This is a genomic window from Streptomyces sp. NPDC050535 (assembly GCF_044457665.1).
Taxonomy (GTDB): Bacteria; Actinomycetota; Actinomycetes; order Streptomycetales; family Streptomycetaceae; genus Streptomyces.
On the sequence record NZ_JBITHE010000032.1, the window covers coordinates 35,042 to 60,330 of the forward strand.

Sequence of the window (25,289 nt, forward strand, 5' to 3'; positions counted from 1 at the left end):
TCCGGCCCGCGCCGCTCGCACCGGGCACCTGCTGGCCGTCAACTCACACCCGCACCCGGTAGGGCGCCGCGCGCAACACACCCGGAGAAGGGGCTCCGCTCCGACACGGCATGTGAGGTGCCGGTGCCTGCTGGCGATGCTGGCTGAGGCGCGGGCGGGCGGTGACTGGTTGTCAGCACCCCCTGGGACACTCGCAGCGGAGCAGAACACGACCAGCAAGGGAGACACCTCGTGGCTCGAAACAGCGGATTCAAGATCAATAGGCAGGGTATCCGGCAGATGATGGAGGAGGTTCAACGGGAGTTCGACAAGCACCCGGTCACTGCCCGGGTGCAGGCCGACCCTGATGTGTCCTTTGGTGACACCAACGTATTCAACGGCCCTGTTATCCACGGCGACGTTCATGGTTCCCAGTTGGCCTGGGGCAACAACTCCGTGGACCAGGCCCAGGACCAGAGCAAGCCGATCGCCCCGGGCTTCGAGGCCATCGCCGAGGCCGTGGTGGACACGCTCCGGCAACTTCCGACTCTTGGTGCGTCGGACGAGGACCTGGAAGATGCCTCGGCTGTCGGCGCTGAGGTCCTCAACGAGGTCGTACAGTCCGAGCCGGACCGTGGCGTGATCCGGCGTGCTGGGGCCGCACTCAGGGGCTACCTTGCGCTGATCGCCACAGGCGCGGTCACGGCCGGGACCGTGACCGGGAGCGAGGAGACCGCGCGAGTCCTGATCGAACGTCTCAGTACCGCCCTGTAGGCCGAGACTGCGAAGTCGGCTGATGCTTCTGCTGGAGACCCACGAATATGGGTCTCCAGCAGAAGCATCAGTGCTTCTCGGCGCTCTGTCATCTGCGGCGAGCCGAGAAGCCGTCCCCCTTGCCGAATAACACAGCCAGGCCCGGACAGACCGGTATCTCCCGACGGCGTCGAGGGCGGTCTCCAGCAGGAGCGGGCTCTCGGAGCTTAGAGGCACCGTCGGTCCGCTCGGCGTGCTCCTCCAGGCGGGCGGGCAGGTCTTCAAGGAGGCGGAGGACGATGCGCGTCCCGCACGGCAGGCCGCGCACTGTCCGGCTCCCCGAGGCCCAGCGGCCCCCCCCTTGCGCCGCGCTCCGAAGCAAGACACTCAGCCCTCAACTGCCGTACACCGGAAGGCCCACGGCAAGTTTATCGACCGATAAAGATAGTTGATCTAGTGTAAGCTCACGTTATTCGATCAAATAATGTACGGGCAGGAGGTGGGCAGATGCTGGCGGTGGATGTCAGACAAGGGCTGCGGCGGGGGCACACCGTCGCGCAGGCGGCCTCCCGCACGTGGCGGTATTCGGCGCAGACCATCGCGCAGCACGGTGACTTCCTGCTGGCCTTCGTCGACGGCGGCGTCTGCGTCGGCGTGTTCGAGATCCTCAGCAGCACCCCCGACACCGCCGAGAGCAGCAAGTACGTCTTCGACCTGGCCCCAGCCGCCCGCTTCCAATGGGCTCTGGGAGACAGGCTTCCGATGCCCCCGGGGCGCAACCCCGCGCGCATCCTCACCGGACAGCATCTGCGGGCCTTCCTCGACGCAGACCCCAACTACGCCCGCCACACCGGCCAGCACTGAGCCGAGGGGAATCCATACCGACATGGCCAGCACGCCCGACCCCGTGGAAACCCTGCTGAAGCCGGGGCCACGCCGCACCGCGCTGCCGGAACCCACGCAGCGGGCACGGCTGCGTACCGACTACGGCCTGAGCCAGGCCGAGATCGCCGAAGCCCTCGGTGTGGCCCGCAACACCGTCGCCGGCTGGGAAGCCGGCCGCAGTGAACCACAAGGCGCCACCCGGGCTGCCTACGCCCAGCTCCTGGACGGAATGGCCGCTCAACTGGCCGCACAAGCCCAGGACACGCCCCCGGCGCACGCCGAACAGACCCGTCAGGAAACGCCGGCACAAACGACCACTCAGCCCCTGCCGGCCCGACCGGAGCCCGGCCCGCGACAGCCCACCCCGCCGGGCCCACCGCGCACGAACACCGCGGCGCCCCCCGAGGCGGCTGCTGCTGTCGATGCGCGTTTCACCCACGGGCCGCTGGCTGTGCTGGACGGCGACGGATCCGCGTACTGCATGGGCGGACTCGTACTGGACTGCCCGGCCACGGACGTACCGTCCCTGGTGGAGTGGACACTCGCCGAAGCGGCACTCGGCGCACCCCGCCTGCACCGCAACGGCAAAGACGCTGACCCTCTGATCATCCTGACCACCGAGGCAGCCGCCCGCCTGGGTCTCCCTGCTGTGCTGGAGGACCGGCGGGGCCTGCGCCTGCCCGAGGACCACCCGGTGGTGCGTCAGATCACCCGCGCGAAGTGGCAACTGACCCGGCGAGGCTTCGGCCCCTGGGCGCGGATCTACCGTCCCGCACAGGGCGGCCGCCGCCAGTGCGTGCAACTCGCCGTCCTGCCCTGGAACGCACTGGACACCCGCGCGTGGGGCAGCGCCGCACAGATGCCGCCCGCCGAACTCGCCCAGACCCTGGGCGACTACGCGAAGCGCGTGATCACCCCACGAGGCTCGACGGCCGTCTCCGGCCTGGAACTGATGACCGCGCTGCGTCCCCCCACCCGCCCGGTCAAGGACGAGACGACCGGCACCTGGGTATCGGGCCCGCACCCCGGCGCCCTCACCGCCGCGGTGGACCCGGCACCGCCGGAAGCCCCCGACGAACACCCCGTGGTCGCCGCCCTGCACCCGCGCGGACACCAGCGCACCCCGGCCGAGGTCCTCGACGAGGAAGCCTGCGAGTGGACCCGGGACCCGGAACTGCTCACGGATGCCGAATGCGCCAGACCCTTCGCGGTGGGCATCGACGTCAACATGGCATTCGCCGCGGCCGCCAACCGGCTGTCCGTCGGCCTCGGCGCGCCCGTCCACGTGAACGCTCCGGCCTTCGACAAGTCCCTGCCCGGCAGCTGGCTCGTGGACCTCTCCCACATCGACTTCGATGCACGACTGCCCAACCCGTTCACCCCGCACGGCGCCCGGCCACAGGGACCGGCCTGGTACGCGACACCCACAGTCGCCTACGCCGCAGAACTCGGCCACACCGTCACACCACTCGAGGCATACGTGCGGCCCGAGGCCGGCTCCTACCTGGACGCCTGGTACACCCGGCTGCGCGACGCCTACATGACCACCATGGAGCAGCTCGGCGTCACCTCCAACCTGCCCGAGGCGGACTTCCTCGCCGCGATGGAACACCACAAGCACACCGACCCCGCCCAGGCCGCCGTACTCTCCGCCATCAAAGCCACCGTGAAGGGCGGCATCGGCAAACTGAGGGAACGCCCGCAAGGCGCCGGATACCGGCCCGGCCAACGCTGGCCGGCGCTGGAACGCCCCACCTGGCGACCCGACATCCGCGCCGCTGTTATCGCCACAGCCCGCATCAACATGCACCGCAAGATGCTCAGACTCGCAGACAGAGCTGAGCTGTTTCCCATCGCGGTCCTCTCCGACTGCGCCGTCTACCTGTCCGACGGCCCCAGCCCGCTGGACTTCCTGCCACGCACCCCGCAAGACACACCGCTGCCCGGCGGCTTCCGCCTCGGCGTCAGCCCCGGCATGGTCAAACACGAAGGCACCCAGTCCCTGATGTGGGCCGTCAAGATGCTCGACGAAGGCCACAACCCCGCCCGGCACATCAAGGGCACCGATGCCGCCGCGGGCGGAGAGTAGGACACCGCGATGGGAGTCTTCGGCAACAGCCTCGACAAAGCCACCACCAACACCTTCACCCGCCCCGTCCCCAAGTCCGCCCAGGCGCAGATGAAGTTCCTGGTCAAAACCCTCAAAGGAACCCGGGCCGCAGCCGAACGCCTGGGCATCTCCCAACGCACCGTCGAGCGCTACCTCACCGGCCAGATCAAACAGCCCCGCAAAGACCTCTCCACCCGGCTCGCCACGGAGACACGCAAGAACTGGCAGCCCCGCGTACGCGAACGAGCCAAGAAGAAGGCCGCCACCACCGATGGCATCGTCATCGAAACCCGCGCACGGTTCGGCTTCACCGCCGCCCCCGGCACCACCGACGACGCCCGCATCCGCCTGATCACCCAGCACCTGCCGCCCGCCTACGCCGCCCGACTCTTCGATGCCCACGCCGCAGGCGCGAGCGATCAGCAGTTGCAAGGCATCGCCGCCGAGGGCTTGCAGGAGATCTACTTCAAAGACCACGGCCACCGCGCCCCCGGGCTGCAGGTGGAATTCACCGACATCGACTACATCGAACTCGAATTCTAGGGACCGCGGATGTCGCGCTGCCGCCGTGGTGGTGTGACTGAGTGTGTCAGTTGGCGGGTGACCGCTTGAGCTGGCGAGTTTCGCCGCGTGCCGGGCGACCGCTTGGTGGGATCGGCCTGAGACGCGGGTTCGCTCTGAGCGCGTCTTGTCACGTTCAGCAGTCCGCAGAAGGCCTTGGCCTGGCGGGTCCTCGATGACGCTGCGGCTTCGGCCAGGCCGGGCACCGATGCCAAGGCCAGGGACCACCTCACGAGAGAGAACCCAGCCAGACACGGCAGCGCCTTAGATCAAGAGCGCCACGCCGATGAGGATGAGCACTATCAGGGCCATGACTCCGATTGCCGCAGCGGACCTCGTCAGCTGGATCGTGCGAGGTGGCCGTCGGGCCGTGGGGACGGGTTTCTGCTCGTGTCGCTGCAACGCGGCCGGCCTTGCGGTATTGCAGGGCCTGCAAAGACGTTGCTATCCGTTACGCTTGTGGGTCCGGCTTTCACGGATCACGTCCAGGGGGATTCTTGATCAGCGACGCTCAGCTCATCCTGGGTTTTTCTCGGCACCTGACCGCTTACTCGGTGTCGGCTGTGCACGCTGAACTGGAGACGTTGCGGTTTGCCGGGCAGGTCTACGAGATGGCCTGGCGGCTGCGTAACGCCCAAGTTTCCTCGGTCGAGCGAGTACGGGCCATCGGCATCGAAGCCAAGATCGGACCGTTGGATCTTGAGCGGTTTGTGCTGCCTACGATGGAACAGCTGGGCTGGGTTCAGTGCGACCGGCGACCCGACGGAGGGCTGGTCAGCGTGGCAGCCTTCGTTCCGCCGAATGCCGAGCTGTTGGGTGCGACGGATCGGCTGCTGGGCATGCTGCCTGCCACGCCGACGCAGCGCGCCGCGCTGGAGATCATGCGGGCGACCTCAATCCAGCCGCTGGAGCGCCATGCGGCCCTGCAGGCAGGCTCTGGGCACGGGGATGAGTCTGCCGAGCGGGCGTTGGGCTGCTTGATCACCGTCAACCTTGTGCGCGAGGTGCAGAGTGAGGACGGCCGCGCGGTGGTCTTCAATCCGAACATCTGGGTCGGTGACGCCGAGGTGGTGACGGCCGCGCTGCGCACTGAGGACGCGCGCGTGCAGCGAGAGGTCGGTGCGCTGATTGAGGAGGTCATGGCCTCGCCCGGTATTCCCGAGGAGCATGTCAAGAGCACCGAACAGCGCTGGATCGACTTCGCTGTCAGTGCCGGGTTGGTCGAGCGGTCCCAGGTCGTCGCCACCAGCGATAAAAAACTCCTCTTTACACCACACCTGCATCGCGACCCGTTCGGTACCGACCCCCGCGACCCATCCGGCCACATCCGTCAGCTCGTCGGCAGCATGATCTACGCATCGACGTTCGCGTCCTGGAAGCTCAATAGCCCAGGCGCGTTCCTGCACGTCCTCATCCGTGACGGCGAAGCCGGCAACCACGAGCGCATCGCGGAGGACTACGCGATGCTCGAAACCGCTGGAACCATCGAAGTTGTAGGCGACGGCCGCCATGCTCGGATGCGCCTGCTGCAGGCCGAGGTCGCGGAGCAAGCGCTCACCATCCTCGACGCGCGCGGGCACACCGCTGGCGGCGAGAACACGACTTTTGCCGGGATCGGCGAGCAACGCTCGTACAACCACCTGGAACGCGAGCGCGCCCAGGTCGCCGCCGCGGTCGTATTGGACGACGCCGACTCGCGGCGGTTCATGTCAGCACTGCGCGACACGACGGCCCGGAGGAACTTCTAGTGGCGGCCGCTCAGACGAACCGCACCCGTCCCGAGGACCCAGGCGCGGACCTGGAGCGGCGGGTGGGACGCCTTGAGTTCGCTGAGGGCGCCCTAGCTCGCCTGCGGGTCCCGTTGCGGGTTGCCGCCGACCGGGGGCGCGAAATCCTGACCGACCTTGACGTGCTCGCGGTCGACATCGACGGTCGGCTGCGGACGAGCCTGTCGGTTTTGGAATGCAAGACCACCAAAGGACAGTCAGGCGAGCCGGATCGGCTGTTGTGGCTCTCCGGACTGCAGCGCCTGACCGGCACCCAACGAGCCGTTCTCGTTCGCCAAACCATCACCCGCCGGGGCCGGGCCATCGCCCAGGCGCTCGATCTGCAGATCATGGACATGCAGACCCTCGCTTCCAGGGAGGAGGGCCACGCCTGGGTACCCGAACGATTCGCCCACATCCAGGGCATGGGCTGTGAACAGGCGGAACGTCGCACTGACACCCAGCTCAAGGGACTCAAGCACATCCCTGGTGGACTGGTGGCGTTTCTGCGTGCCGATAGCCTGCTGGCCGACTCGCCCGAATGTCTTAACGCGCTGGTCGCGCTGAACTCCGCCACACGCCAGGGCGTCGTCCCGAATCCGACCTCACAGATCCTGGCCAGCCACGCCCTGATCGTGCTGCTGCTGGCCGCAATCCGCGACGCCTCCCGCCTGGATGTCGTACCCGCCAGCGACCTGAAGGAACGGGTCGCCCGCGCAGTCACCCTCGGCGATCCCGACAACAGCCAGATCCTGGCGATCCTTAGCCAGGCAGACGAACTCGTCCAACACCAAGTCCGGCGCATCCACGACAGCTACACCAGGGTGGGCGCCACCCGGCAGGACGTCGCCGTCGCCAGCCTCAAATCCATTGTCGCCGAACCACCCGACTGGCTTGACCGCTACATCGACCTGGTCACCAAGCTGCGAGCCAACCCCGCGATCGCGCGGGACCTCGTCCAGACCGCCGAACTGGCTTGCTTCGACGCACGCTGCGGCGACCACGCATACACCGAGGCCGCCTTCGACTATCTGTTCACCCCTGAACACAGATACCTCTTGGTGACGGCCATCAAGGTGCTACGCGACATCGTCGGCGACCAGCTCGCCGACACAATCGGAGAATTCGACGACCTGGACTTCTGCCGGGCCGCGCCGACCATCCCCGACCGGTCCGCCGTGCAGCCTGAGCACTCCACCCCCAAACTCGCGCACGAGGCGCGTCCCGTCGAGTAGCGTCGTACCGGCAAAAGTTGCTCGGACTGGCCGAAGCCGCAGCGTCATCGAGGACCCGCCAGGCCAAGGCCTTCTGCGGACTGCTGAACGTGACAAGACGCGCTCAGAGCGAACCCGCGTCTCAGGCCGATCCCACCAAGCGGTCGCCCGGCACGCGGCGAAACTCGCCAGCTCAAGCGGTCACCCGCCAACTGACACACTCAGTCACAGGTGGTGTTGATGCGCTCCGGCTACCCGACCATGGTTGTGACTGGGTGTCCCAGACGGTCAGTGAGTGCTCTACCTGGTCACTCTGTTGCTGTTCTCCTTGGCGGTGCGGCCTGGTCACGCTGGCTATGGCGTGATCACTTGCTCGTGCAGCCGTCTCAGCAGGGGCAGCCAACCCGGCCCGACGGTACGAGTTCGGTCGGGGATTTGCTGGCAGGTCGAGGCCGGCACCGGGTCTTGAGCGCAGACAGCATCGTCGTGCTCACGCGCCGGACTCGGCGGCAGAACGTGCCGTCGTGGCATCGGCCGGTTCGTCCGATGCCGTAGTTGCGGCCGAAGCGCCGTCGGCGACGGAGTAGAAGACAGACTTCTTCTGCTTCGTGCGGTGGACATGCCCCTTGGCGACCAGCCCTTCCAGAGCCATGCGCACCACCTTGCCGTTGGCATTGCGCTCGGTATGGGCCTCGGCGAGGGCTGTGGTGACCTCGGCCGCCGAGCGCGGTTCGGGCTGCTGGAGGAGGTGGTTGCGGATAAGTTCGCCGAGCGTGGGGGCCCTGACGGCGCTGGGTGCAGTCGCGTTGCCCGCGGCTGTCACCTTCCTGCTCTTCGTGGCAGTCTTCCTCTGGCGGCGCGCTCCGGGTGCGGCTGAAGTCTGCTGAGGAGGCAGCGTCGCTGCGGCCGCAGCGACGCTGCCTCCCTCCGGCGTGGCTGCCGCTCCCTTGCCGTCGAGGGCCTGTCGCACGTTCGCCAGCAGGTCCTGGTCATGCCGCAGAGCGTCCAACTGCTCTTGCAGTGCCGCGATTTCGGCGCCGACATGTTCTTGCTCCTTCGCATTGCGTTCGAGGTCGGCAGTGACCTGGGCGGTGTACTGCGCCTTCAGGTTCGTTGCCTCCGGTGTGCTTTCAGCCATGGGAGTGCCTCTTCTGGAATCGAGTGGTCTGCTGATGGCGGATGTTACTCAGCCCCGTTCTCGTGCAGTTCCCGCAGCTGCGTCGTGCACTTGGATGCTCGAGGGGGCAGGGAACGCGGCTGGCTGGAGCGGAAGCACGACCTCGGCGTGAACTGCGCTGCCCGGCCGTATACCGAGGTCCCATGTTCTGGCCAAGGCACCCACGTGACTCGAACGAGCAAACGGCCGGCCATCTGCTGCGGCGTAGGCGTCGTGCAGCTGCTCCCACCACGACGCGGCCGAGGTCCCGCACTTTCTGGGGTCTCGCCCGGATCCCTTCAACGTTGCAGAGTCGACGGGCGCGCGCAGGCCCTGCGTAGGGTGGCCGGCGTCATCCGCCCGCCTCCCCGCCTGTCTGCGTTGTTTCCAGCACAGCAGCCCCTGGTGAGGAACGGCCTCACGGGATCGGACACCACGACAGACTTAGGAGTTGGGTACGGCGATGCGGGCCCAGACGGTTTTTCCGTTCGGGTCGGGTTCGGAGTAGCCCCACTGGCTGGTCAGGGCGTCCACGATGAGTAATCCTCGCCCGGTCTCCGCCAGGTGGTCCGGATCTTGGCGTGAGGGGGGAGTGGGGCTGGGGTCAACCACGGTGCACACGACGGCGCTGCCGGTGCGGACCATGCCCAGCCATGCTCTGGTGTCGGCTTCGCCGTGTCCGGTCAGTGCATGGCGTACGGCGTTGGTGGTGAGTTCGCCGACCACGGTGGTCATGTCGTCGGCGACCGCGCTCAGGCCCCAGTCGCTGATGGTGTCGCGGACGAAGCGGCGGATGTTTTCCAGACTGTCTGGCTCGCAGGTGAAGGCGCGGGCGGCGAAGCCGGCTGCGCTGATCCCTAGGGCGAGTCCCCAGTCCGGTGCGGCCGGTGGGGCCAGGGTTGCGCTTTCGAGGGGGTGTCTGCCGGCAGGGGAGAGCGGTATCTGGACACCTGTGGCCCGGCTCAGTGCCGCTGCCGCGCGTGTTGTCACTGTTCATCCCCCCGGAAGACGTTCAGTTTGCGGGCCGTAAAACCCTGCCCTGACTGATTAGTATCCGCGCCGCGCCGCCCCGGATGCAATTGCATCGGTGACTTGCATCCGAAGGGGAAGGGAGGGGAACGCATGTACTCAGCATGGAGAACAGCACAGACCAGGGGCAGGAGAACTTCGGACAGGACCGGAAGAAGGCAGACATGGAACAGATCAGCAACGGCGTCCGGGCGGATTCGCTGAGCAACGTGGCCTGGGTGAAAAGCCGGCACAGCACGGCAGACGGAAACTGCGTCGAACTGGCCTTACTGGTCGGAGGAGATGTGGCAATGCGTAACTCCCGGGACCCCTACGGTCCCGCACTGGTGTACACGCAGGTGGAGATCGCGGCCTTCATCGCGGGGGTGAAGGACGGCGAGTTCGACCGGATCGCCAGCTGACACCAGGGAAGAAAAGCCCAATCGAGTCCTTGCCGGACGGCATCCTGGGACACTGACGTTCGCCCTCTGTTCCCCTGCAGGAGTCCCCATGCCCGCGTCTGCCCGCCCGGTTGATGCACCAACGCTCGAGTACTACCTCGCCGCCTCCGCGCGCAGTCCTATCGCGCTGCGCCTGGTCCTCGGCAATCTCCTGCGCGCGCTGCGCAAGGAGGCCGGGATCGAGGCGGAGGCGGCAGGCCGGGCCATCCGCAGCTCGGAGGCCAAGATCTCCCGCATGGAGCGGGCCCAGGTCACCTGCAAGCACGCCGACGTGATGGATCTGCTGTCCCTGTACGGTGTGACCGATGCCCAAGTTCTCGATCACTTCGTGGACATGGTGCGTATATCCCGCCAGCCCGGCTGGTGGCACCGATATGACGGGGTGCTGCCGGACTGGTGCGGCAAGCTGATCGGCCTGCAGGAGGCCGCCTCCACGATCCGCACCTACGAAGTCCAGTTGGTGCCCGGACTGCTGCAGACGGCCGCATACGCCGAGGCGGTGATGCGCCTGAGTTACCCGCTGGCACCGCAGGGGGAGATCGACGACCGGGTGGAGCTGCGGATGACCCGCCAGGACGTGCTCGCCCGCGCCGATGCTCCCCACCTGTGGGCGGTGCTCGATGAAGCCGTCCTGCGCCGTTTCATCGGAGGCGAGCAGGTCATGCGGGAACAGGTGCGCCATCTGGTGGAGATGGCGCAGCTCGACCACGTCACCGTGCAGATCGCGCCGTTCAGCCGGCCGGGCTGCGTCGCGGCCGGGTTCCCGATAACCCACCTGCGCTTCGATCTGCCCGCCCTGCCCGACATCGTCTATCTCGAACAGCTGAGGGATGCCGAATACCTGGACAGGCCCGAGGCGACCGAGCACTACCGTTGCGTCCTGGACGGCCTGGCCCAGAGCTGCCATTCCCCGCAGGAGAGCGTTGACCTGCTTGAGTTCAGCCTCAGCTGACCCCGGCTGTCCGGCGTGACCTGTCCCGTCAGCGGATCATGGCCACACCACCGTGCTCGGCCCACGTCGGGCTCCCGGCAGCCGCGGCGCGGTCGCTGCCCGGCCGCCACTGGCACACGTCGACCAGTTCCGGTGCCAGCAGCCGCAGCGTGTCAAAGAACCTGCCCACCTCCGCACGCGAGCGCACTCGCCCCCACCGTCCGCCGGTCGCCCTCAGCATCAGATCGCTGGCCTGCCTTCGCAGCCGGGCGTCCTCGCTGACGAGGTGGCTGGCGGCGATGAAGCTTCCCGGGGCCAGCAGCCGGGCGGTCTGGCCCAGTATCCCGGCCGGATCGGCGGGTCCGGGGATCGTGTGCAGCCCCGAGACGAACAGCGCCGCCACCGGCCGGGTGAGGTCGATGAACCCTTCTACCTCCGGGTCGAGCAGCAGATGCGCCGCGTGCAGGGGATCCGCCCGCACGGCCAGGGTGTGCCGCCGGTCCTCCCACAGGGCCCGGTTGTACACGAGGGCCAGCCGGTCGGCATCGGCATAGACCGTCCGGGCCCGCGGATCGACGTGCTGGGCGATTTGATGCACGCCCAGGGGTGTGGGAAGCCCGGCGCCGAAAACGACGAACTGCCGCACGCCGTAGTCCCGGGCCAGGCGGCTGGTCACGCGCAGCAGGAACCGGTGACCGGCCTCGGCCACTCGCCGTGCACCGGGAGCGATGCGCAGCAGCCGCTCGCACACCTCCCGGTCGGCGGGATAGTGGTCCTTGCCGCCCAGCAGGTAGTTGTTCATCCGGGCAACACTCGGCGAGTGGACATCGAGTACGTCCAGTTGCGGCACTCGCCCGCGCTTCAATGCGGCACCCCCCGTCGGCGCATCCACAGCACACTCCATGCTGCGGACACTCCATGGTAGGAAAACCGCTCCCCGCCAGGGTAGTTCTGCGCAGAACCAACCGAGGCGGTCCGAAGTGCGCTACGGGACACCCCCGGTGTCGAGGGTCACCGGCGCGTGCGACCCGTCTGCCGCTGCGCCCCCGCCGCGGCGGGCGCCGCCGTCAGCCGGCCGGGCAGCGCCCGCTGGGCCATCAGTAACTGGGAGGCGACGGCCGGCTGTTCGACTCCCATCAACTCAGCCGCCTGCACCTCGCTCAGGCGCAGGCGGCAGCGCAGGATCACCGCATCCGCCTGGGCCGGTGGCAGCACCCGGTGCACCGCATCCACCGGCTGCGCGGCCCCGGCCCTACGGTCTCGCAGAGCCGAGGAGATCAATGCGTCCAGCTCCCGCCAGGCCACCGCAGCCGGGCGGGAGCTGCTGATGACCGCCGGCCAGATCATGGCGAGATTGCCCAGCGCCGCCTCGACGAGCCTCTGGCTCACCCACGCGTCCTGGACCCGCTCCCGCGTATAGCGCAGATAACGGTCCCGGTGCAGCAGGCAGAACGCCATGTACTCCAGCGGCAGGACCAGCACGATCGCCTGCTGCGGCGGGTCATCGTCCTGCGCGGACTGGGGGCACGACCCCCACGCATGCACAGTGCTGAAGCGGCGCAAAAACCAGAACATGGCACCTCTCTCCGGACGCAGGATGCGTCAGGTGGATTCGGGATGTGCAGCAGGAAGCTGCCTGAATCCCTCCGGGACGGGGTCCAGACAGAACAGGAAGGCGTAGTGAATGGCCTCCCACAGCGGCCGGACATCAACGGGCCAGCCGCCCAGTGCCGTCACCAGGGCCGACGTCTGCTCCCAGCCCGGGACCATCTGGCCCTCGAGGATCTCGCTGATCGCCTGCGTGCTCAGCACACCGTGTGAGGCCTTACGGACCGACCCGAACGGCGGCCGTCCCGCGGCCAGATGCAGCCCCCGCAGAGCAGCCTGCAGCCGAGCCACCGCATCCGGGATCGCGTGCCGCGCCCGCGGCCCCAGCCCGTGCACGCTCTCGAACAGCACCGCCAGCTCGGCCGGATCCCCGCCGAACAGCTCGACGAGCATGCGCACCACCGGCCAGGTCGGTGTGCGCTCACCGGAGAGGATCCGCGACACGTACGACGGAGACAGTGCGGTCTGATCGGCCACGTCCTTGATGGTCAGTTCACTGGCCCGGTGCAGGTACGACAGCGCTGAGGCGAGCTTTGCCGAAGCCCGTTCGGCGGCCTGTGCCAGCAGCTTGTCCTCCACGGCGTCCCTGCCCGGAACCGGAGGGGGGGCCGTCTGCCGCACGGCGGCCCGTTCCGAGGCCCGCCGCTTCAGACGCTCCTGCACCCTGTTCTCTGTCCACCGTGTGCGTGCCGTGGTCGCACTGACCTGAGCGGCCGCCGCCACCCGTTCCCAGTCCGCACCCTTGGTACGGGCATCGTGAACCGCTGCCGCCGTGTAGTACTCGATCTCCCGGGCCACTTCGCCCGCGCAGCGCAACAGCTCCTTCAGCGGCCGCCCGTCGTACTCAGCCTCCAGCAACGCCGCCGACAGCGCCTGGAGATCTTCCGCAATGCGCCGTCCCAGCGGATGCGCACTGCGGGTCGGCCGCTGCCCCAGCAGGCCGTCCCGGTCGCGCTGCGCCTGCCGACGGCAGGCGATGCTGCAGTACTCCCTCTTCCGCCCCGGACCGCCGCGCTGGGCAAACCGCACCTGGCAGCGGCGGCAGATGTCATAGCGGGGAGTGATGCCCGCCATTGTTCCTCCAACAAGTACACGGGGCCGTTTCTCCTCCGGGTGCGCGGGTTCTTGCGCACCCGGAGGAAGAACTCGGCATTCCTGAATGTCGCAGCGCTGGTTGGCCCGGGCCGGGCAGAGATGCATCCTGCGGCTCACCGCCGCCCGCCCCGGGAAGCTCAGCTCAGCCGAAGACGCTGGTAGTGGCAGCGTGACTGGCGCATCGCCAGAAACAGCCCGGTCACCACAGCTGTGGTGGCGGGGGCCGTCCACCAGCCGCGAATCAGGATCACGGGCAGCACCATGACGGCCAGGAACACACTTGCCTGCACCGTGACAGTCCAGGCACTCGCGGTACGCGTTTCATCCCGGGAAAGACGCGGAATGCTAGCGTCGTCGCGAGTTACCGCACGAAACAGCGCGGTGGCGGAAAACCGATCAAGCATGGGGCATTTACCTCTTTCTTGGTCTGGTCCATGAGGGAGCCCCGGAGTTGGTAGCGAGCCTGCCCGGGGTTTCCTCGCGTCAACGGACGGTAGTGCCTCCGTAACGCCCGGCGCTATATAAACGGTTCATCGCGCAAAGTTCGAGTGCCGCAGCGGTGACTAATTAGCGAGCGGTACCGAGGCGAACACCAGCTTGCTTTCACTTCCGTCCGGTCCGGACCGAAAGTGACCACAGTTGACCAAGCGGGCCATTCTTCTGAGTATGTGCAGGTGGGCGACGGGGATTTCGTCCTGACTCGCTACCCCGCCGTGCGCCCCGCGCACCTCCCCGGACGCCGAATGCGCAGGAAGCCCGCACTCCTGTCCGCGCCGCCACGCGAATGTTTGCGCAAATTCGAAACGAGGCCTTCTGGAAGAAGCGAAGCTCACCTTCGGCCGAGCTCACGCCGAAGCTCAGCCGCCAGGAAGCCTCGGTCTCTGCCCACCCCGGGGAACCTAGCTGTGCTGTCGAGGGGCATCGCGACCGCCACACGCCGTGCCGGGCGGGCGGTCGCTGCCCGCCCTCACTCCCTGTGGCCGGGCAGGCGCCAGGAGACCTCGCCGTTGTCCTGGTGGTGCCAGGCGGCCAGGACCTGCGAGCGGACCAACTGGTCCAGAAGGTCCTCCAACTGCTGAGGCGATTGCCCGCACTGGCGGCCAAGGGTGTCCAGGTCGCCGCAGCCCGCCCTCACGGAGGCGTGAGAGGCCAGCACGAGCGTGGTCAGCCGCACAGCCGGGGGCATGGCGGGCGGGACGGCCATCGGGACGGGGTGCAGGGCCCATTGGGCAGCGCGGACCCGTGCGGTGCGTCCGGGAGCCTGGGCGAGCACGGCGGCATCGAGCAGCTGCACCTCCAGGCAGGAATGCCTCCTGGCCGGGAGACGCAACCAGCCGGCGTGTTCCAACTCATGCCACAGCTCCGTGCGGCCGCGCAGCCGCATGCCGCGCAGGAAGCCGCCCGGTAGCCGGACACGTCCCTGACTGTCGGCGCGCAGCGCGCACTGCAGGGCCAGCAGCCGAACGGCGGACGAGGAGAACCGCGGCAGCGCGGCAGCGAGATAGGTGAGCATCTCCCGCACCCGCTGCTGCTCACCCGGCCCGTACGACGCCGCGCTGTGCCCGGCATCCGGCCTGCCCGGGGCGGACTGGGGGCGGCCGGCGCTCAGCAGCGTGGGGGGCACCACTGCGGTATAGCTCATCGCGGCTGCGCACGCGGCGCAGGCGTCGGCCAGCCGCCACGCGCGGCCACCGCGGTCACAGGTCAGCGCGAGGAGCACCGGCCCTGCACAGCCGCGGTGACGGGGGTGCCAGTGGCAGCCCCGCGCTCGGCACTGGCAGGTGCGCAAGTGCCCGGGCAGCGCGTCGGTGCGGGCATGGCGCGCGAGATGGGTCAGGGCGGCCGACCGCGCGGAGGCGGCCTGCAGCGGGCGGCCGCGCGGGGTGCAACGGGGGCAGGCCAGGGCCAGCCCGCCGGCATGCGGGCGCAGTTCCACCGTCCAGATGCGCTGCACCGTGGCATGCGTACTGGAAAGCCGCATGGGCTCGTCACCCTCCCGTCCGATCCGCGCCCCGGGGGCACCGTCCCTGTAGGCAAACAGGGTCGGAGCGCACCGTAGTGCAGACCTCTGCACCCGCGCAGTGCCCGTGCCCGCAGCGCTCACCTGCACAGATAGTGCAGAGGTCTGCACTGACAGGGCAGGGTCCTGCACCGTCGGATGGTGGAGTGACGATCTTGCCGCCCGACCCCGACCTCGCCGCCCTGCGCGTGACGCTGGCGCGGCTGAGGGACGAACGCGGCTGGACCTTCGACGAGCTCGCCGGCCGCAGCGGACTGGCCCGGCGTACCCTCATCGACCTCGAACACGGCCGCACCACCGGCAGTGTCACCACCTGGCACGCCCTCGCCCACGCCTTCGACGTCCCCATCGAACAGCTCCTGGGCGCCCTTTGCTCCGACCACACTCCCTCCGGCACGCCGCAACCCTGACCCGCCCAACGGGCGCCTCCGCCACCGCAATGCGAATCACCCGAAAAGGCGACCAGGCGCCGAACGGACATTCCAGCTGTCGCATGCGCGTTCCCCTCCGCTGCGCCATTCGCAGGACACCCGCAGCTGCTCCACCGGCCGGGCGGCGTGCCTCCTGGCACGGTCACCCTCATGCGCCCTACCCCCGCCGCCTGCCACTGGGACGGCAGCCCCCGCACCGCCCGCCCCCGCCGCCCACTACGGGTGACTGCCACCAGCCCCAGCCGCCTGCTGCGCCACGGCCAGAGCGGCCGCTGCCGCCAGTGCGGCAACCGCATCGACTTCTACCAGCGCGCCGACCAGCGGCCCATCGCCCTGCACCCCGCGGAACTGGCCACCACCCAGGTTCCCGCCGCCTGCCGCTGGCACCTGAACTGCGGAATCGCCCACCCGCACGGCGATGGCAGCGACTGGTGCCGCATCCCGCACACACTGCTCTGCCCCCACCGCACCCCAGCCGGACCACTGGGCCCGCACCTTGCGGTTCTGCGCCGCCAACTAGCCGTCCGCACCCGCCGCCTCATCGACACCGGCAACTTCACCCCAGCCACACTCGCCCCCACCGCCGCGCCTCCCTCCAGCAGCGGCCGTCCTGCCCGCCCCGTCGTACAGCTACTGCTCACGTGCTACCTGGCCGACCGGCCGGTACCGGACATCCAATGCGTGGCCCAGACCCGCCACCGCCACCGCTGCCCGCACCCCGTGCTCGCCCCCCACACCCCCCAAGGCGCCTGGACGCTCCTCGAAACCAGCCCACGACGCGGCCAACTCGCCCTGCCCGCCCAGCTGATGGCCGTCTACGACCTCAGCCGCCTGTCCTACGCCGAGCAACTGCGCTGGCGCACCCAGCGCTGCCCCGACCACGCCGCCGCCCCAGGCGCCGCCGACCTCACCCTGGCCAGATGGGAAGTCCTCGACCCCCTCCTCCACGCGGAGCACCTCCACACCCGCCTCCCGCACCCCGACGCCAGCCGCCGACAGGAGAGGTGACGGTGCCGTACCACGCCCTGGAAATCACCCTGATCCGTCCCCTCACCCCGGCCGAACTTCACCAGGCCGCCCGCACGATGCCGCTCGCGGCCAACCACGACGCCACCCGCCTCATGACCGTCGTCCACGCCAAGACTGAACGCAAAGCCCTCAGCCGGCTGCGCCACCAGGCAGACGCACTGCTGCCCCTGGACATCATCACCACGCACTACCCCGACGCAGACGGACAGATTCTCCTCAGCGTCACCCTTCCGCCCGCCGCGCACACCGCCCTGCGCACCGTCGCCAGCCACACAGGACAACCACCCCACCGCTTCCTCCAGCAGACCATCCACCGTGCCCTGGACCGGCACGCCAGCAACGAGGCCGACCGCCTCGACCAAGTAGTGACGTGCCTGCTGGCCAGTACCACCGCACCCCACCTCCTGGCCGCCCTCGGACGCGCCCTGACACGAACACTCGGAGCACACAGTGCCGAATGCCACCGATGAACAGACTGCGGCTGCCGACGCCTTTCGCGCCGGCGAGCACCTGGTACTGCAGGCCGGCGCGGGCACCGGCAAGACCACTACCCTGGCCCTCCTTGCCTCCACCACTCGACGCCGAGGCCGCTATCTCGCCTACAACCGGGCCATCGCCCAGGACGCCCGCAGCCGTTTTCCCTCCACCGTCACCTGCAAGACCGCCCACGCCCTGGCCTACGCCGCCGTCGGCCACCGCTACACCCGCCGGCTGAATGCTCCCCGCCGCCCTGCCTGGCAGGCCGGACATGCCCTTGGCATCACCAAAGCCATCCGCATCGGCGACCGCGACCTGTCACAAAAGACCCTCTCCAATGCCGCCCTACGTACGGTGGCCAGCTTCTGCCACACTGCTGACGCTGCCATCACCCGCTACCACGTCCCGCACCTGCGTGGCCTGGAGGACCATGCCCTGCACGCCCAACTCGCAGCCCACATCGTGCCCTTCGCCCGCAAGGCCTGGACCGACCTCCAGCACTTCGACGACGGCGCAGTCCGCTTCGACCACGATCACTACCTGAAAATCTGGGCCCTCACCCAGCCGAGAATCGCCGCCGATTTCCTGCTGCTGGACGAGGCCCAGGACACCAACCCCGTCGTCGAGCAGATCTTCCTCAACCAGCGCGGCCACGCCCAGTTGGTGATAGTCGGCGACTCCGCCCAGGCCATTTATCACTGGCGCGGTGCCAAAGACGTCATGACCGCCTTCGACGGCACCCAGCTCGCCCTCTCCCGATCCTTCCGCTTCGGTCCCAGGCTTGCGGAAGAGGCCAACCGGTGGCTGGCCATTGCTGATGCCCCGATCCGCCTCACCGGCACCGAGACCGTCCCCACCGAACTCGGCCCTCTCACCCGGCCCGACGCAGTCCTGTGCCGCACCAATGCCGGCGCCATGACCCAGGTCATGGACCTTCTGGCGAACAGGTACCGGGTGGCCCTGGTCGGGGGAGGGGACAATCTGCGCGCTCTGGCACTGGCCGCCTACGACCTGAAGGAAGGCCGCCGCACCACCCATCCCGAACTGGTTCTGTTCTCCTCCTGGGGTGAGCTGCAGGACTACGCCGCCCACGACCCTGCCGGACGAGACCTGCAGCCTCTGGTCGACCTCGTCGACACGCACGGCACCGACGCCATCCTCAGCGCTGTTGCCCAGCTCGTCCCGGAGCAACAGGCCGAGGTGACCGTCTCCACCGCCCACAGGGCCAAAGGCCGTGAATGGGCGCGGGTGAGAATTGCCGACGACTTCATCCCGCCTAAGGACAGCGACCAGCTGGACGCCACCGGCCGCGCGGTGCCCGGACCGATCGACGACGGTGAAGCCCGCCTCGCCTATGTCGCCGTCACCCGTACCCGCCAGCGTCTCGACATCGGAGGCCTGTCCTGGATCGAAGACCACCCTGCTGCACAGCTGTCACTGCGGCAGCGCACCTTGACGAGCAGCCGCGTCGTATATTGATAGGGGCGCAAGCCCAGTCCCTGGGCCACCGCAGGATCAGAGCGGTCGCCTCTGCAGCCGGTGTCCGTGAGGCAAGGGTGTGTCTGCTGGAATGCGGGAACTTGACTCCGGGCAGACGTCGCTGGGACGGGTCCTCCGGCCCGGCGGCCGCAAACGCGTCGTCGCCCTGAACCCAGCCGTCCGCAAGGCGCCTCTCGCGCTGGTCGAGCCTGACGTTCGAGGGGATCCCATGTCGTCGTTGGGCTGGATCACCGAATCCCCCGCAGGCTCGCCGAGGAACTGACCCGCCAGGGCGCCGCCGGGTCTGCGCGGATACGCTGGACGACTCCTGCGCGAGGGGGCTTCAACCTGCAGAGAAAAGTCAAGACCCTGGAAGTAGAAGACAGGCAACACCCCGACAGGGACGCACCGTTCCACTACCTCAACGAACAAGCCCGCAACCACCAGAACAGCGGGACTCCGGTGATCACCGCAGACACGGGCGGCTGTTCCGCAACGGCCCCAACTCTGGCACCATCTCGGGCTCGGACGATGCCTCGGTCTGCAACGCACGTGCAACAACAGCTACTTGATGACAGTCCAGGGTTCATTTAAGCCCTTTGTTGTACACACTGATGCGGAAGCGGCGAACCCGGCCTTATCGGCGGTGCGTGTCGGCGCGCAGTCCGTCGATGACGATAGTGAGCATGTGCTGGCTGCGTTTGTGCCAGTCGGGTCCGCTATCGGCCCTCCAGAGGAACGACACCAGCAGCAGGACCTCGTCCACGTCGGCGTCCGCTCGAACCTGTTGGGCTTCCTTGCCGGCGGTGAGCAGTCGGTCTAGTGCGGCGAAGACCGGCGCGTAGTACTGAGTTCCCTGGTCGGCGCGAGTGGCGGCCTCGACAGCCAGGCACGCGCCGTGCTTAATGCGCCCGTAGGCGGCGAGCCGGTCGAACCAGAGGCGGAGCGCCTCCAGAGGTGGCTGCTCTTTGAGCAGTTGCGGAACTGCGTCGATAAGCACCTCGATGTCCTCCCGATAAACGGCCAGCAACAATGCCTCGCGACAGGAAAAGTGTCGGTACATCGTTCCCTGACCGACGTTTGCGGCTCTCGCGATCGACTGTAGAGTCGCCCTCGGATTTTCGGTGAGCACCCTGCGCGCGGTCTCAATAATACGTTCACGGTTATCCCGTGCATCTGACCGTGTCGCGCGGCGACGGGACTGTTCCATACCAGGCTTCTCTCGTCGAGCCGGGTCCTTCTTTATGAGCACGTCACCCCGAACGGCACCAACCCAACTGTCATTAACTCCGTAAGTATCTGACAGTCAGCGATCTCCTGACTCTCGTGTGCGGGACGTGCCAATGGGCCACCATGTTGCGGATTCACCCGACACTCTCTTTCTTGATGGAAACCTGCGCGTGTCGTCATCTCTTCGGTTAGCGGCCTGCGAAAACAAGGTATAGATTAGTTCCTCGGTAGCCGTTCATCTGTTGGACATCTATTTCCATTCCGTGCGTGTGAAATTCCCTTTCCATGGCTAAGAGTCCCCCATTGTGGTCGGCTACTTCGACTACAACGTTTCCCAGTAGTGGCCATATTTCTTCGTCAATCCCCTTTATTACTTGCATTTCGGAACCTTCGACGTCAATCTTGAGGAGATCAATGCGATTGAGGTTGTGATGGCGTACCACGTTCGAAATCCGATCCACTGTAACTGGGGTTACCTGTTGCTCAAACATGCCGTCTAGCAGCCCGTCTAAATTGCTAAGGACAGCATGTTTCACCTCGGGGTCAGTCACTTCATCGAAACTGTTTTGAATATATTGCGCGACGATGGTTCGATCTGCAGATTTATTGGCATTGAATCCAGACAGCATGGTGTAACGAGGGTAGTAGGTTATGTCCTTGGTTCCTGTTTTTTCTCCTAGCGCGGAATTGTAGAGAGTGACGTCTGGAAGAGTGCGTACATTCTCTCTTAGTATCTTGAATATTTCCGGTACCGGTTCGAAGGCGTAGATTTTCGCTGCAGGCCAACTCTGGGCGGCGAAAAGAGAGAAAATTCCAATATTTGCCCCTACGTCGAATATGATCGGTTGGGAAGGTAGGGTGATGCCGCTGGCGCGGATATAGGATTCATCCTCGAAAATTTCTTTATAGAGATAATCTGCTTCCCTTCGGTTCAAGATGGAAATCATTTGCCCATTGGGGAGCCTCTTACGCTTCGGGTGCATTTCTTTCTCCGTTCGCTCTAATTTGGGCTCGCAGGTGGCAACTTGGCGATCCTGCTGACGATTAGTGAATGGCGGTGGATGTCAGTTCATCAAAGGAATCACAGGCTTGCAAGTCCCACTCGCGACTGGCTTCATGGTTGCTGTCCGGTTGCTGAGAGTTTCCTGTGCGCCGCCCGGTGTTGTTATGGGGTCAGGATTAATCAGGCAAACAAAGTTGGCGAGAAGTCGTCCATGCCTGGGTCATACATCCATATCAGCCTGGGTACTAGTCGGACCCCGATGGTGCCCAGCTCACGCCCACCGCGCGCTCATGGGGCCTAGGGGGTTGCCCTGTAAGTAACGACAAGTGTCCTAGTGTGTCCCAGTCGATTATGGACTGTCCGTTTCTTGGTCAATGGGGCCGTCTGCGGGCGTCAAAAGCGGTGTCAGGGCAAAGATGTATTCCGATACGATCAAGACAGATTGCATTGCGTACTGGATTCTTCGGAGTTAGTTCTGATAACGGGATCACTCCCTGTGGATCACCTCTTGTGAAGCCGTCGGAATCGGTGCTACGGTCCTGACGTGCCTGGACCATCGATTCAATTGTTCAGAGATCAGGGTTTTAGAAACCTGTTTGCGGCGACAACAGCAAGTGCTGCGGGGGTGAGCGTAGCCAGGATAGCGGTTCCACTGACTGCGGTTGTGGCGTTGGATGCCACCGAGTTTGAGGTTGGCCTCGTCTCGGTCTTCTTGACGCTTCCTTTTCTGCTCGTTGGGCTGCCAGCTGGGGCCTGGGTGGACCGGATGCAGCGCCGGCAGGTCTTGATGTTCTGCCAAATGGCGCGATCTGTGATTCTGCTGTCGATCCCATTGTTATGGTGGTTCGATGTCCTGAATGTCTGGTGGTTAAGCGCTGCGGTTCTCTTGTTCGGTATCTGTAATGTGTTCTACGATGTGGCCTACCAGAGTTATCTCCCTGGACTTGTCGGGCGGGAGGACTTGGTCGAGGCCAACGCGAAGATAACGAGTGTGCAGCAGATATTCGCGTTGGGCGGGCCGGCCCTGGGAGGGCAACTTGTGGCCATCCTTACAGCGCCAGTTTCCTTCATTGTGACGAGTGTTGGTCTTGCCTTCTCCTCACTCTTTGTTTTTCGTATTCGTAGGGTGGAAGTTGATAGGAAGCGCAGCAAGAACGGAAACCTCCTGCGTGAAATTCGTGAAGGGATTCTGCTCGTCCGAGCCGAGCGCCGGCTTCGGGTACTAGCAGAGTCTTCCTCCTGGTTGAACTTGACGTCCTACGCGACGTATGCCATTACGGTGGTTTTCCTGGCGCGTGATATCGGCCTATCGGTCTTTTCGATCGGGGTGTTCTTCAGCGTCGCCGGAGTGGGAGGAGTCGTCGCCGCCTTCTCCTTCAAGTTGTTGGTCAAGAAGGTCGGTCATGGCCCATTGTTGTGGATTTCGCTACTTGTCGGAGCACCTTTCGGATTGGTGCTCCCGATTGCCACTTCGGGTTGGACTGTCTGGGCGGCGGCAGCATCCAGTTCTGTCGTTGCATTCGCGACCGTCATTTTCAATATTGGTTTTGTGAGCTCCTGTCAGGCACTAGTTTCGGACGCGCTGCTAGGTCGCGTCAATGCGACAATGCGTTTCCTCACGTGGGGTGTCATGCCTCTTGGGTCATTGATCGGAGGTGCCCTGGCTGAATCGCTGGGTGCACGCACGGCACTGTTCGTGACGTCAGGAGCGGCCTTTCTAGCGTTCCTTCCCACTCTCCTGTCGCCGTGGCGGAAGACGCTGTCTCTTCCTACGGATTCTGCAGAGCTTACCGAAGCGCAGGCGTACAGGGCGAAGAGGTAGGGGAAGGGAATTTTGCATTTCGGCGCGACTGCCTGTCGTGGTTTGTGATGCCTTTCTCATTCTTTTATTCATCTCTGCAATGGCGGGCGTCTGCCGTCAGTCCGACAGCGAGCATCCCGCCTTCTGGAAATTCCTGCTACTGCACGACCTGAAATTGTCCTACGCTCAGAAAAGGACTGCTAGGAATGACTAGTTGGAATATCTGGGAGCGTCTCCTCGATGTGGCGGGGAGTGGTAGGAGAATTTCCGGCGAGCAACTCTGGGAAGAGCTAGACATAACGCTCGACGAGGATACGAGCACGGCGGCAGTAGCGTTTTTGCAGGCGCACGATCTGACGTCGGGGACTCTTGGCCAAGGCATTTGGGCCTTGCTGATGTCCTATTACAGCTCCGCTGACGACGTCACATTTGGCTTGGTCCTTCCAGGTAGCGATGAGTGGATGCCTGTACACGCCTTCGTGGACCCTGGTGCGCCTGTAGGCGAGTGGATCAGGAGCCTCTCTTCACAGAAGGCTGGGGCGAAGCGAAACGCTGTGCGGTCCTCTGCAGTCGATGAGTCGGCAAGCTCTCTAGTGGCAGTGGAAGCAACGTCGGAATTGGGGCCAACGAGCGTTTACAGCTCTATGCCATTTCCTGTAGCACTCAGAGTGGCGGAGCGCTCTTCCTCTCCAGACCTGCGCTTGGTGTGGAACGCCGGGATCTTCGAGCGCGCGACCGCCCAGAGAATGGCGAGTCACTTCGTCACTCTATTACGGCGAGTTGGCGCTTTCCCGGACACTCGAATCAGCCAGCTTGATATCCTCACCGACTATGAGCGTCATGAAGTTGTAAGAGTGTTCAACAGAATTGCAGCTCGGCATTCTACGGATGGGACACTCCATCAGCTGCTGGCGGAGCGCGGAGCACTCACCCCTGACGCTGTTGCCGTGCGGTGCGGCGATGCATCGCTAACGTTCAGCGAGTTGGAAAGACAGGCTTCGGACCTGGCCAACCACCTGTGCTGTCACGGCGTGGGCCCTGAGACACTCGTGGCCGTGTGTCTGGAGCGGAGTACCCGGTTGGTCGTCGCTCTTATCGCTGTGCTGAAGGCTGGAGGGGCCTATGTTCCTCTCGACCCGGAGCATCCAGCCGATCGCATAGCCCAATTGCTCCAGGACACCCGAACTCCTGTAGTCATCACGCAGGACTCTCTGCGTGACCTTATGCCTGCCCAAGGGCCACACATAATCTGCCTGGATGCGAAGTGGGAGGCGATAGAGAATTCGCCGATGCACAGCTCCGGTCGGCAGGCGGATCCGAGTAACCTCGCCTATGTGATCTACACGTCTGGTTCCACCGGCAGCCCAAAGGGCGTTCAGGTCACCCACAGAAACATTGTCGATTTCCTTGCGAGTGCCGAGATAGAATTCCCGCGGAAATCGGCCACGTACGGCTCGGCAGTCTTCTCCTCCCTTGCTTACGATTTGCCCATCCCCTCGGTTTTCCTTCCCCTGTTGCAGGGGCAGGCCGTGCTCATTCTTGAGCAGTCCGGAGCCGAGGCCGTCGAGGTGCTGGCTGAGTCCCTAGCGCAGGGCGATTCGTACAGCACTCTCAAGATCACACCATCTCACCTCGAGCTGCTTCTGACCGCGCTTGACGCAAGAGGCGCATGTTTGAACGTCGGCACCCTCGTCGTTGCGGGAGAACCGTTTCCTGAAGAGTTGGCTCGTGCGGCACTGGGGAAATGTCACCCTAACGCCACCCTCTTCAATGAATACGGGCCGACTGAGACGACTGTCGGGGCGACCCTCTTCCGATTCGACAGCAGCGGCGTGAGCGCGAGCAGCCGCATCGTACCGATCGGCCGCCCCATGGCCGACGCTGAACTTCTGGTGATGGATCGCCACGGACGGCCTGTTCCGGTGGGCGTCGAGGGGGAGCTCTGGATCGGCGGAGCTGGTGTCGCCCGCGGGTACCTCAACAGACCCGAATTGACCGAGCAGCGGTTCGTTGCACACCCCTTCTCGGACATCCCTGGTGCACGGGTCTACCGCACGGGTGATGTGGTTCGGTGGCGGCCGGATGGGAATCTCGAGTTCCTCGGCCGCGCCGATCACCAGGTGAAGCTTCGGGGGTTCCGGATCGAACCCGGTGAAGTCGAATCGGTTCTACTGGCGAACTCGGACATCGAATCGGCCGTTGTGGTCGCGCGTGAGGATGTGCCGGGGGACAGGCGGCTGGTGGCGTATTGTGTGCCGGCTGCGGGGCGGGTGCTGGGTGTGGGGGCGGTGC

The 25,289-nt window shown here is 65.9% G+C and carries 24 protein-coding genes; 15 read left to right on the plus strand and 9 right to left on the minus strand.

Features of this window, described 5'->3' with window-relative positions:
* The first annotated feature begins 231 nt into the window (after nt 1–231).
* From ACIBLC_RS38455 to ACIBLC_RS38480, 6 genes are all read left to right on the plus strand, one after another.
* On the plus strand, nt 232–753 hold the full coding sequence (locus ACIBLC_RS38455; RefSeq protein ID WP_399216128.1) for a hypothetical protein: 522 nt from the start codon (nt 232–234) through the stop codon (nt 751–753).
* 486 nt (nt 754–1,239) lie between these two features.
* Complete coding sequence (locus ACIBLC_RS38460) at nt 1,240–1,596, plus strand: hypothetical protein (RefSeq protein ID WP_399216129.1); 357 nt, start codon at nt 1,240–1,242, stop codon at nt 1,594–1,596.
* 22 nt (nt 1,597–1,618) lie between these two features.
* A complete protein-coding gene (gene tap, locus ACIBLC_RS38465; RefSeq protein ID WP_399216130.1) occupies nt 1,619–3,706 on the plus strand; it encodes a telomere-associated protein Tap in 2,088 nt (695 codons plus the stop codon).
* Between the two features lie 9 nt (nt 3,707–3,715).
* Nucleotides 3,716–4,270, plus strand: a complete 555-nt coding sequence (tpg, locus tag ACIBLC_RS38470) for a telomere-protecting terminal protein Tpg (RefSeq protein WP_399216131.1) — start codon at nt 3,716–3,718, stop codon at nt 4,268–4,270.
* A gap of 515 nt (nt 4,271–4,785) precedes the next feature.
* Nucleotides 4,786–6,036: a hypothetical protein gene (locus tag ACIBLC_RS38475; protein ID WP_399216132.1), complete on the plus strand. Its 1,251-nt coding sequence runs from the start codon at nt 4,786–4,788 to the stop codon at nt 6,034–6,036.
* The gene (locus ACIBLC_RS38480) at nt 6,036–7,289 is read left to right on the plus strand and encodes a hypothetical protein (protein WP_399216133.1); all 1,254 of its coding nucleotides are present in this window, start codon (nt 6,036–6,038) and stop codon (nt 7,287–7,289) included. Before ACIBLC_RS38475 ends, ACIBLC_RS38480 begins: the two co-directional genes overlap by 1 nt.
* Nucleotides 7,290–7,758: 469 nt before the next feature.
* Here the strand turns inward: ACIBLC_RS38480 and ACIBLC_RS38485 are convergent, their stop codons facing one another.
* Nucleotides 7,759–8,406, minus strand: a complete 648-nt coding sequence (locus ACIBLC_RS38485; protein ID WP_399216134.1) for a hypothetical protein — start codon at nt 8,404–8,406, stop codon at nt 7,759–7,761.
* Nucleotides 8,407–8,868: 462 nt separating this feature from the next.
* Nucleotides 8,869–9,414 (minus strand): ATP-binding protein, encoded by a 546-nt coding sequence (locus ACIBLC_RS38490; protein ID WP_399216135.1) that lies wholly within the window; start codon nt 9,412–9,414, stop codon nt 8,869–8,871.
* A gap of 203 nt (nt 9,415–9,617) precedes the next feature.
* On the opposite strand from ACIBLC_RS38490, the gene ACIBLC_RS38495 reads away from it, so the two are divergent.
* Together ACIBLC_RS38495 and ACIBLC_RS38500 are read left to right on the plus strand one after the other, a co-directional pair.
* On the plus strand, nt 9,618–9,854 hold the full coding sequence (locus ACIBLC_RS38495; RefSeq protein ID WP_399216136.1) for a DUF397 domain-containing protein: 237 nt from the start codon (nt 9,618–9,620) through the stop codon (nt 9,852–9,854).
* 88 nt (nt 9,855–9,942) lie between these two features.
* A complete protein-coding gene (locus ACIBLC_RS38500) occupies nt 9,943–10,845 on the plus strand; it encodes a helix-turn-helix domain-containing protein (protein WP_399216137.1) in 903 nt (300 codons plus the stop codon).
* 28 nt (nt 10,846–10,873) lie between these two features.
* On the opposite strand, the gene ACIBLC_RS38505 is transcribed toward ACIBLC_RS38500, so the two are convergent.
* From ACIBLC_RS38505 to ACIBLC_RS38525, 5 genes are all read right to left on the minus strand, one after another.
* On the minus strand, nt 10,874–11,728 hold the full coding sequence (locus tag ACIBLC_RS38505; RefSeq protein WP_399216138.1) for an SAM-dependent methyltransferase: 855 nt from the start codon (nt 11,726–11,728) through the stop codon (nt 10,874–10,876).
* 107 nt (nt 11,729–11,835) lie between these two features.
* Entirely contained in the window at nt 11,836–12,399 is a 564-nt protein-coding gene (locus tag ACIBLC_RS38510; protein ID WP_399216139.1) for a hypothetical protein, read from the minus strand.
* Nucleotides 12,400–12,426: 27 nt separating this feature from the next.
* On the minus strand, nt 12,427–13,506 hold the full coding sequence (locus ACIBLC_RS38515; RefSeq protein ID WP_399216140.1) for a helix-turn-helix domain-containing protein: 1,080 nt from the start codon (nt 13,504–13,506) through the stop codon (nt 12,427–12,429).
* 158 nt (nt 13,507–13,664) lie between these two features.
* Entirely contained in the window at nt 13,665–13,931 is a 267-nt protein-coding gene (locus tag ACIBLC_RS38520) for a hypothetical protein (RefSeq protein WP_399216141.1), read from the minus strand.
* A 563-nt stretch (nt 13,932–14,494) separates the two neighbouring features.
* Nucleotides 14,495–15,508 (minus strand): hypothetical protein, encoded by a 1,014-nt coding sequence (locus ACIBLC_RS38525; RefSeq protein WP_399216142.1) that lies wholly within the window; start codon nt 15,506–15,508, stop codon nt 14,495–14,497.
* A 185-nt stretch (nt 15,509–15,693) separates the two neighbouring features.
* Between ACIBLC_RS38525 and ACIBLC_RS38530 the strand changes: the two genes are divergently transcribed.
* The 5 genes from ACIBLC_RS38530 to ACIBLC_RS38550 all read left to right on the plus strand — a co-directional run bounded on the left by ACIBLC_RS38530 (nt 15,694) and on the right by ACIBLC_RS38550 (nt 19,557).
* Nucleotides 15,694–15,957 (plus strand): helix-turn-helix transcriptional regulator, encoded by a 264-nt coding sequence (locus ACIBLC_RS38530; RefSeq protein ID WP_399216143.1) that lies wholly within the window; start codon nt 15,694–15,696, stop codon nt 15,955–15,957.
* Nucleotides 15,958–16,128: 171 nt separating this feature from the next.
* Nucleotides 16,129–16,986, plus strand: a complete 858-nt coding sequence (locus tag ACIBLC_RS38535) for a DUF6083 domain-containing protein (RefSeq protein ID WP_399216144.1) — start codon at nt 16,129–16,131, stop codon at nt 16,984–16,986.
* Between the two features lie 2 nt (nt 16,987–16,988).
* On the plus strand, nt 16,989–17,477 hold the full coding sequence (locus ACIBLC_RS38540) for a hypothetical protein (RefSeq protein ID WP_399216145.1): 489 nt from the start codon (nt 16,989–16,991) through the stop codon (nt 17,475–17,477).
* Nucleotides 17,458–18,963 (plus strand): UvrD-helicase domain-containing protein, encoded by a 1,506-nt coding sequence (locus ACIBLC_RS38545; RefSeq protein ID WP_399216146.1) that lies wholly within the window; start codon nt 17,458–17,460, stop codon nt 18,961–18,963. The genes ACIBLC_RS38540 and ACIBLC_RS38545 overlap by 20 nt, the downstream gene beginning before the upstream one ends.
* A 255-nt stretch (nt 18,964–19,218) precedes the next feature.
* Complete coding sequence (locus tag ACIBLC_RS38550) at nt 19,219–19,557, plus strand: hypothetical protein (protein ID WP_399216152.1); 339 nt, start codon at nt 19,219–19,221, stop codon at nt 19,555–19,557.
* 43 nt (nt 19,558–19,600) lie between these two features.
* On the opposite strand, the gene ACIBLC_RS38555 is transcribed toward ACIBLC_RS38550, so the two are convergent.
* Together ACIBLC_RS38555 and ACIBLC_RS38560 are read right to left on the minus strand one after the other, a co-directional pair.
* Complete coding sequence (locus ACIBLC_RS38555; RefSeq protein WP_399216147.1) at nt 19,601–20,173, minus strand: TetR/AcrR family transcriptional regulator; 573 nt, start codon at nt 20,171–20,173, stop codon at nt 19,601–19,603.
* A 208-nt stretch (nt 20,174–20,381) separates the two neighbouring features.
* Nucleotides 20,382–21,140 carry an FkbM family methyltransferase gene (locus ACIBLC_RS38560; RefSeq protein ID WP_399216148.1) on the minus strand — a complete coding sequence of 253 codons (759 nt, stop codon included), beginning with the start codon at nt 21,138–21,140 and terminating at the stop codon, nt 20,382–20,384.
* Between the two features lie 600 nt (nt 21,141–21,740).
* On the opposite strand from ACIBLC_RS38560, the gene ACIBLC_RS38565 reads away from it, so the two are divergent.
* Both ACIBLC_RS38565 and ACIBLC_RS38570 read left to right on the plus strand, forming a co-directional pair.
* On the plus strand, nt 21,741–23,018 hold the full coding sequence (locus ACIBLC_RS38565) for an MFS transporter (RefSeq protein WP_399216149.1): 1,278 nt from the start codon (nt 21,741–21,743) through the stop codon (nt 23,016–23,018).
* 185 nt (nt 23,019–23,203) lie between these two features.
* Nucleotides 23,204–25,289: amino acid adenylation domain-containing protein (locus ACIBLC_RS38570; RefSeq protein ID WP_399216150.1), on the plus strand; the 2,086-nt coding region annotated here is incomplete at its 3' end.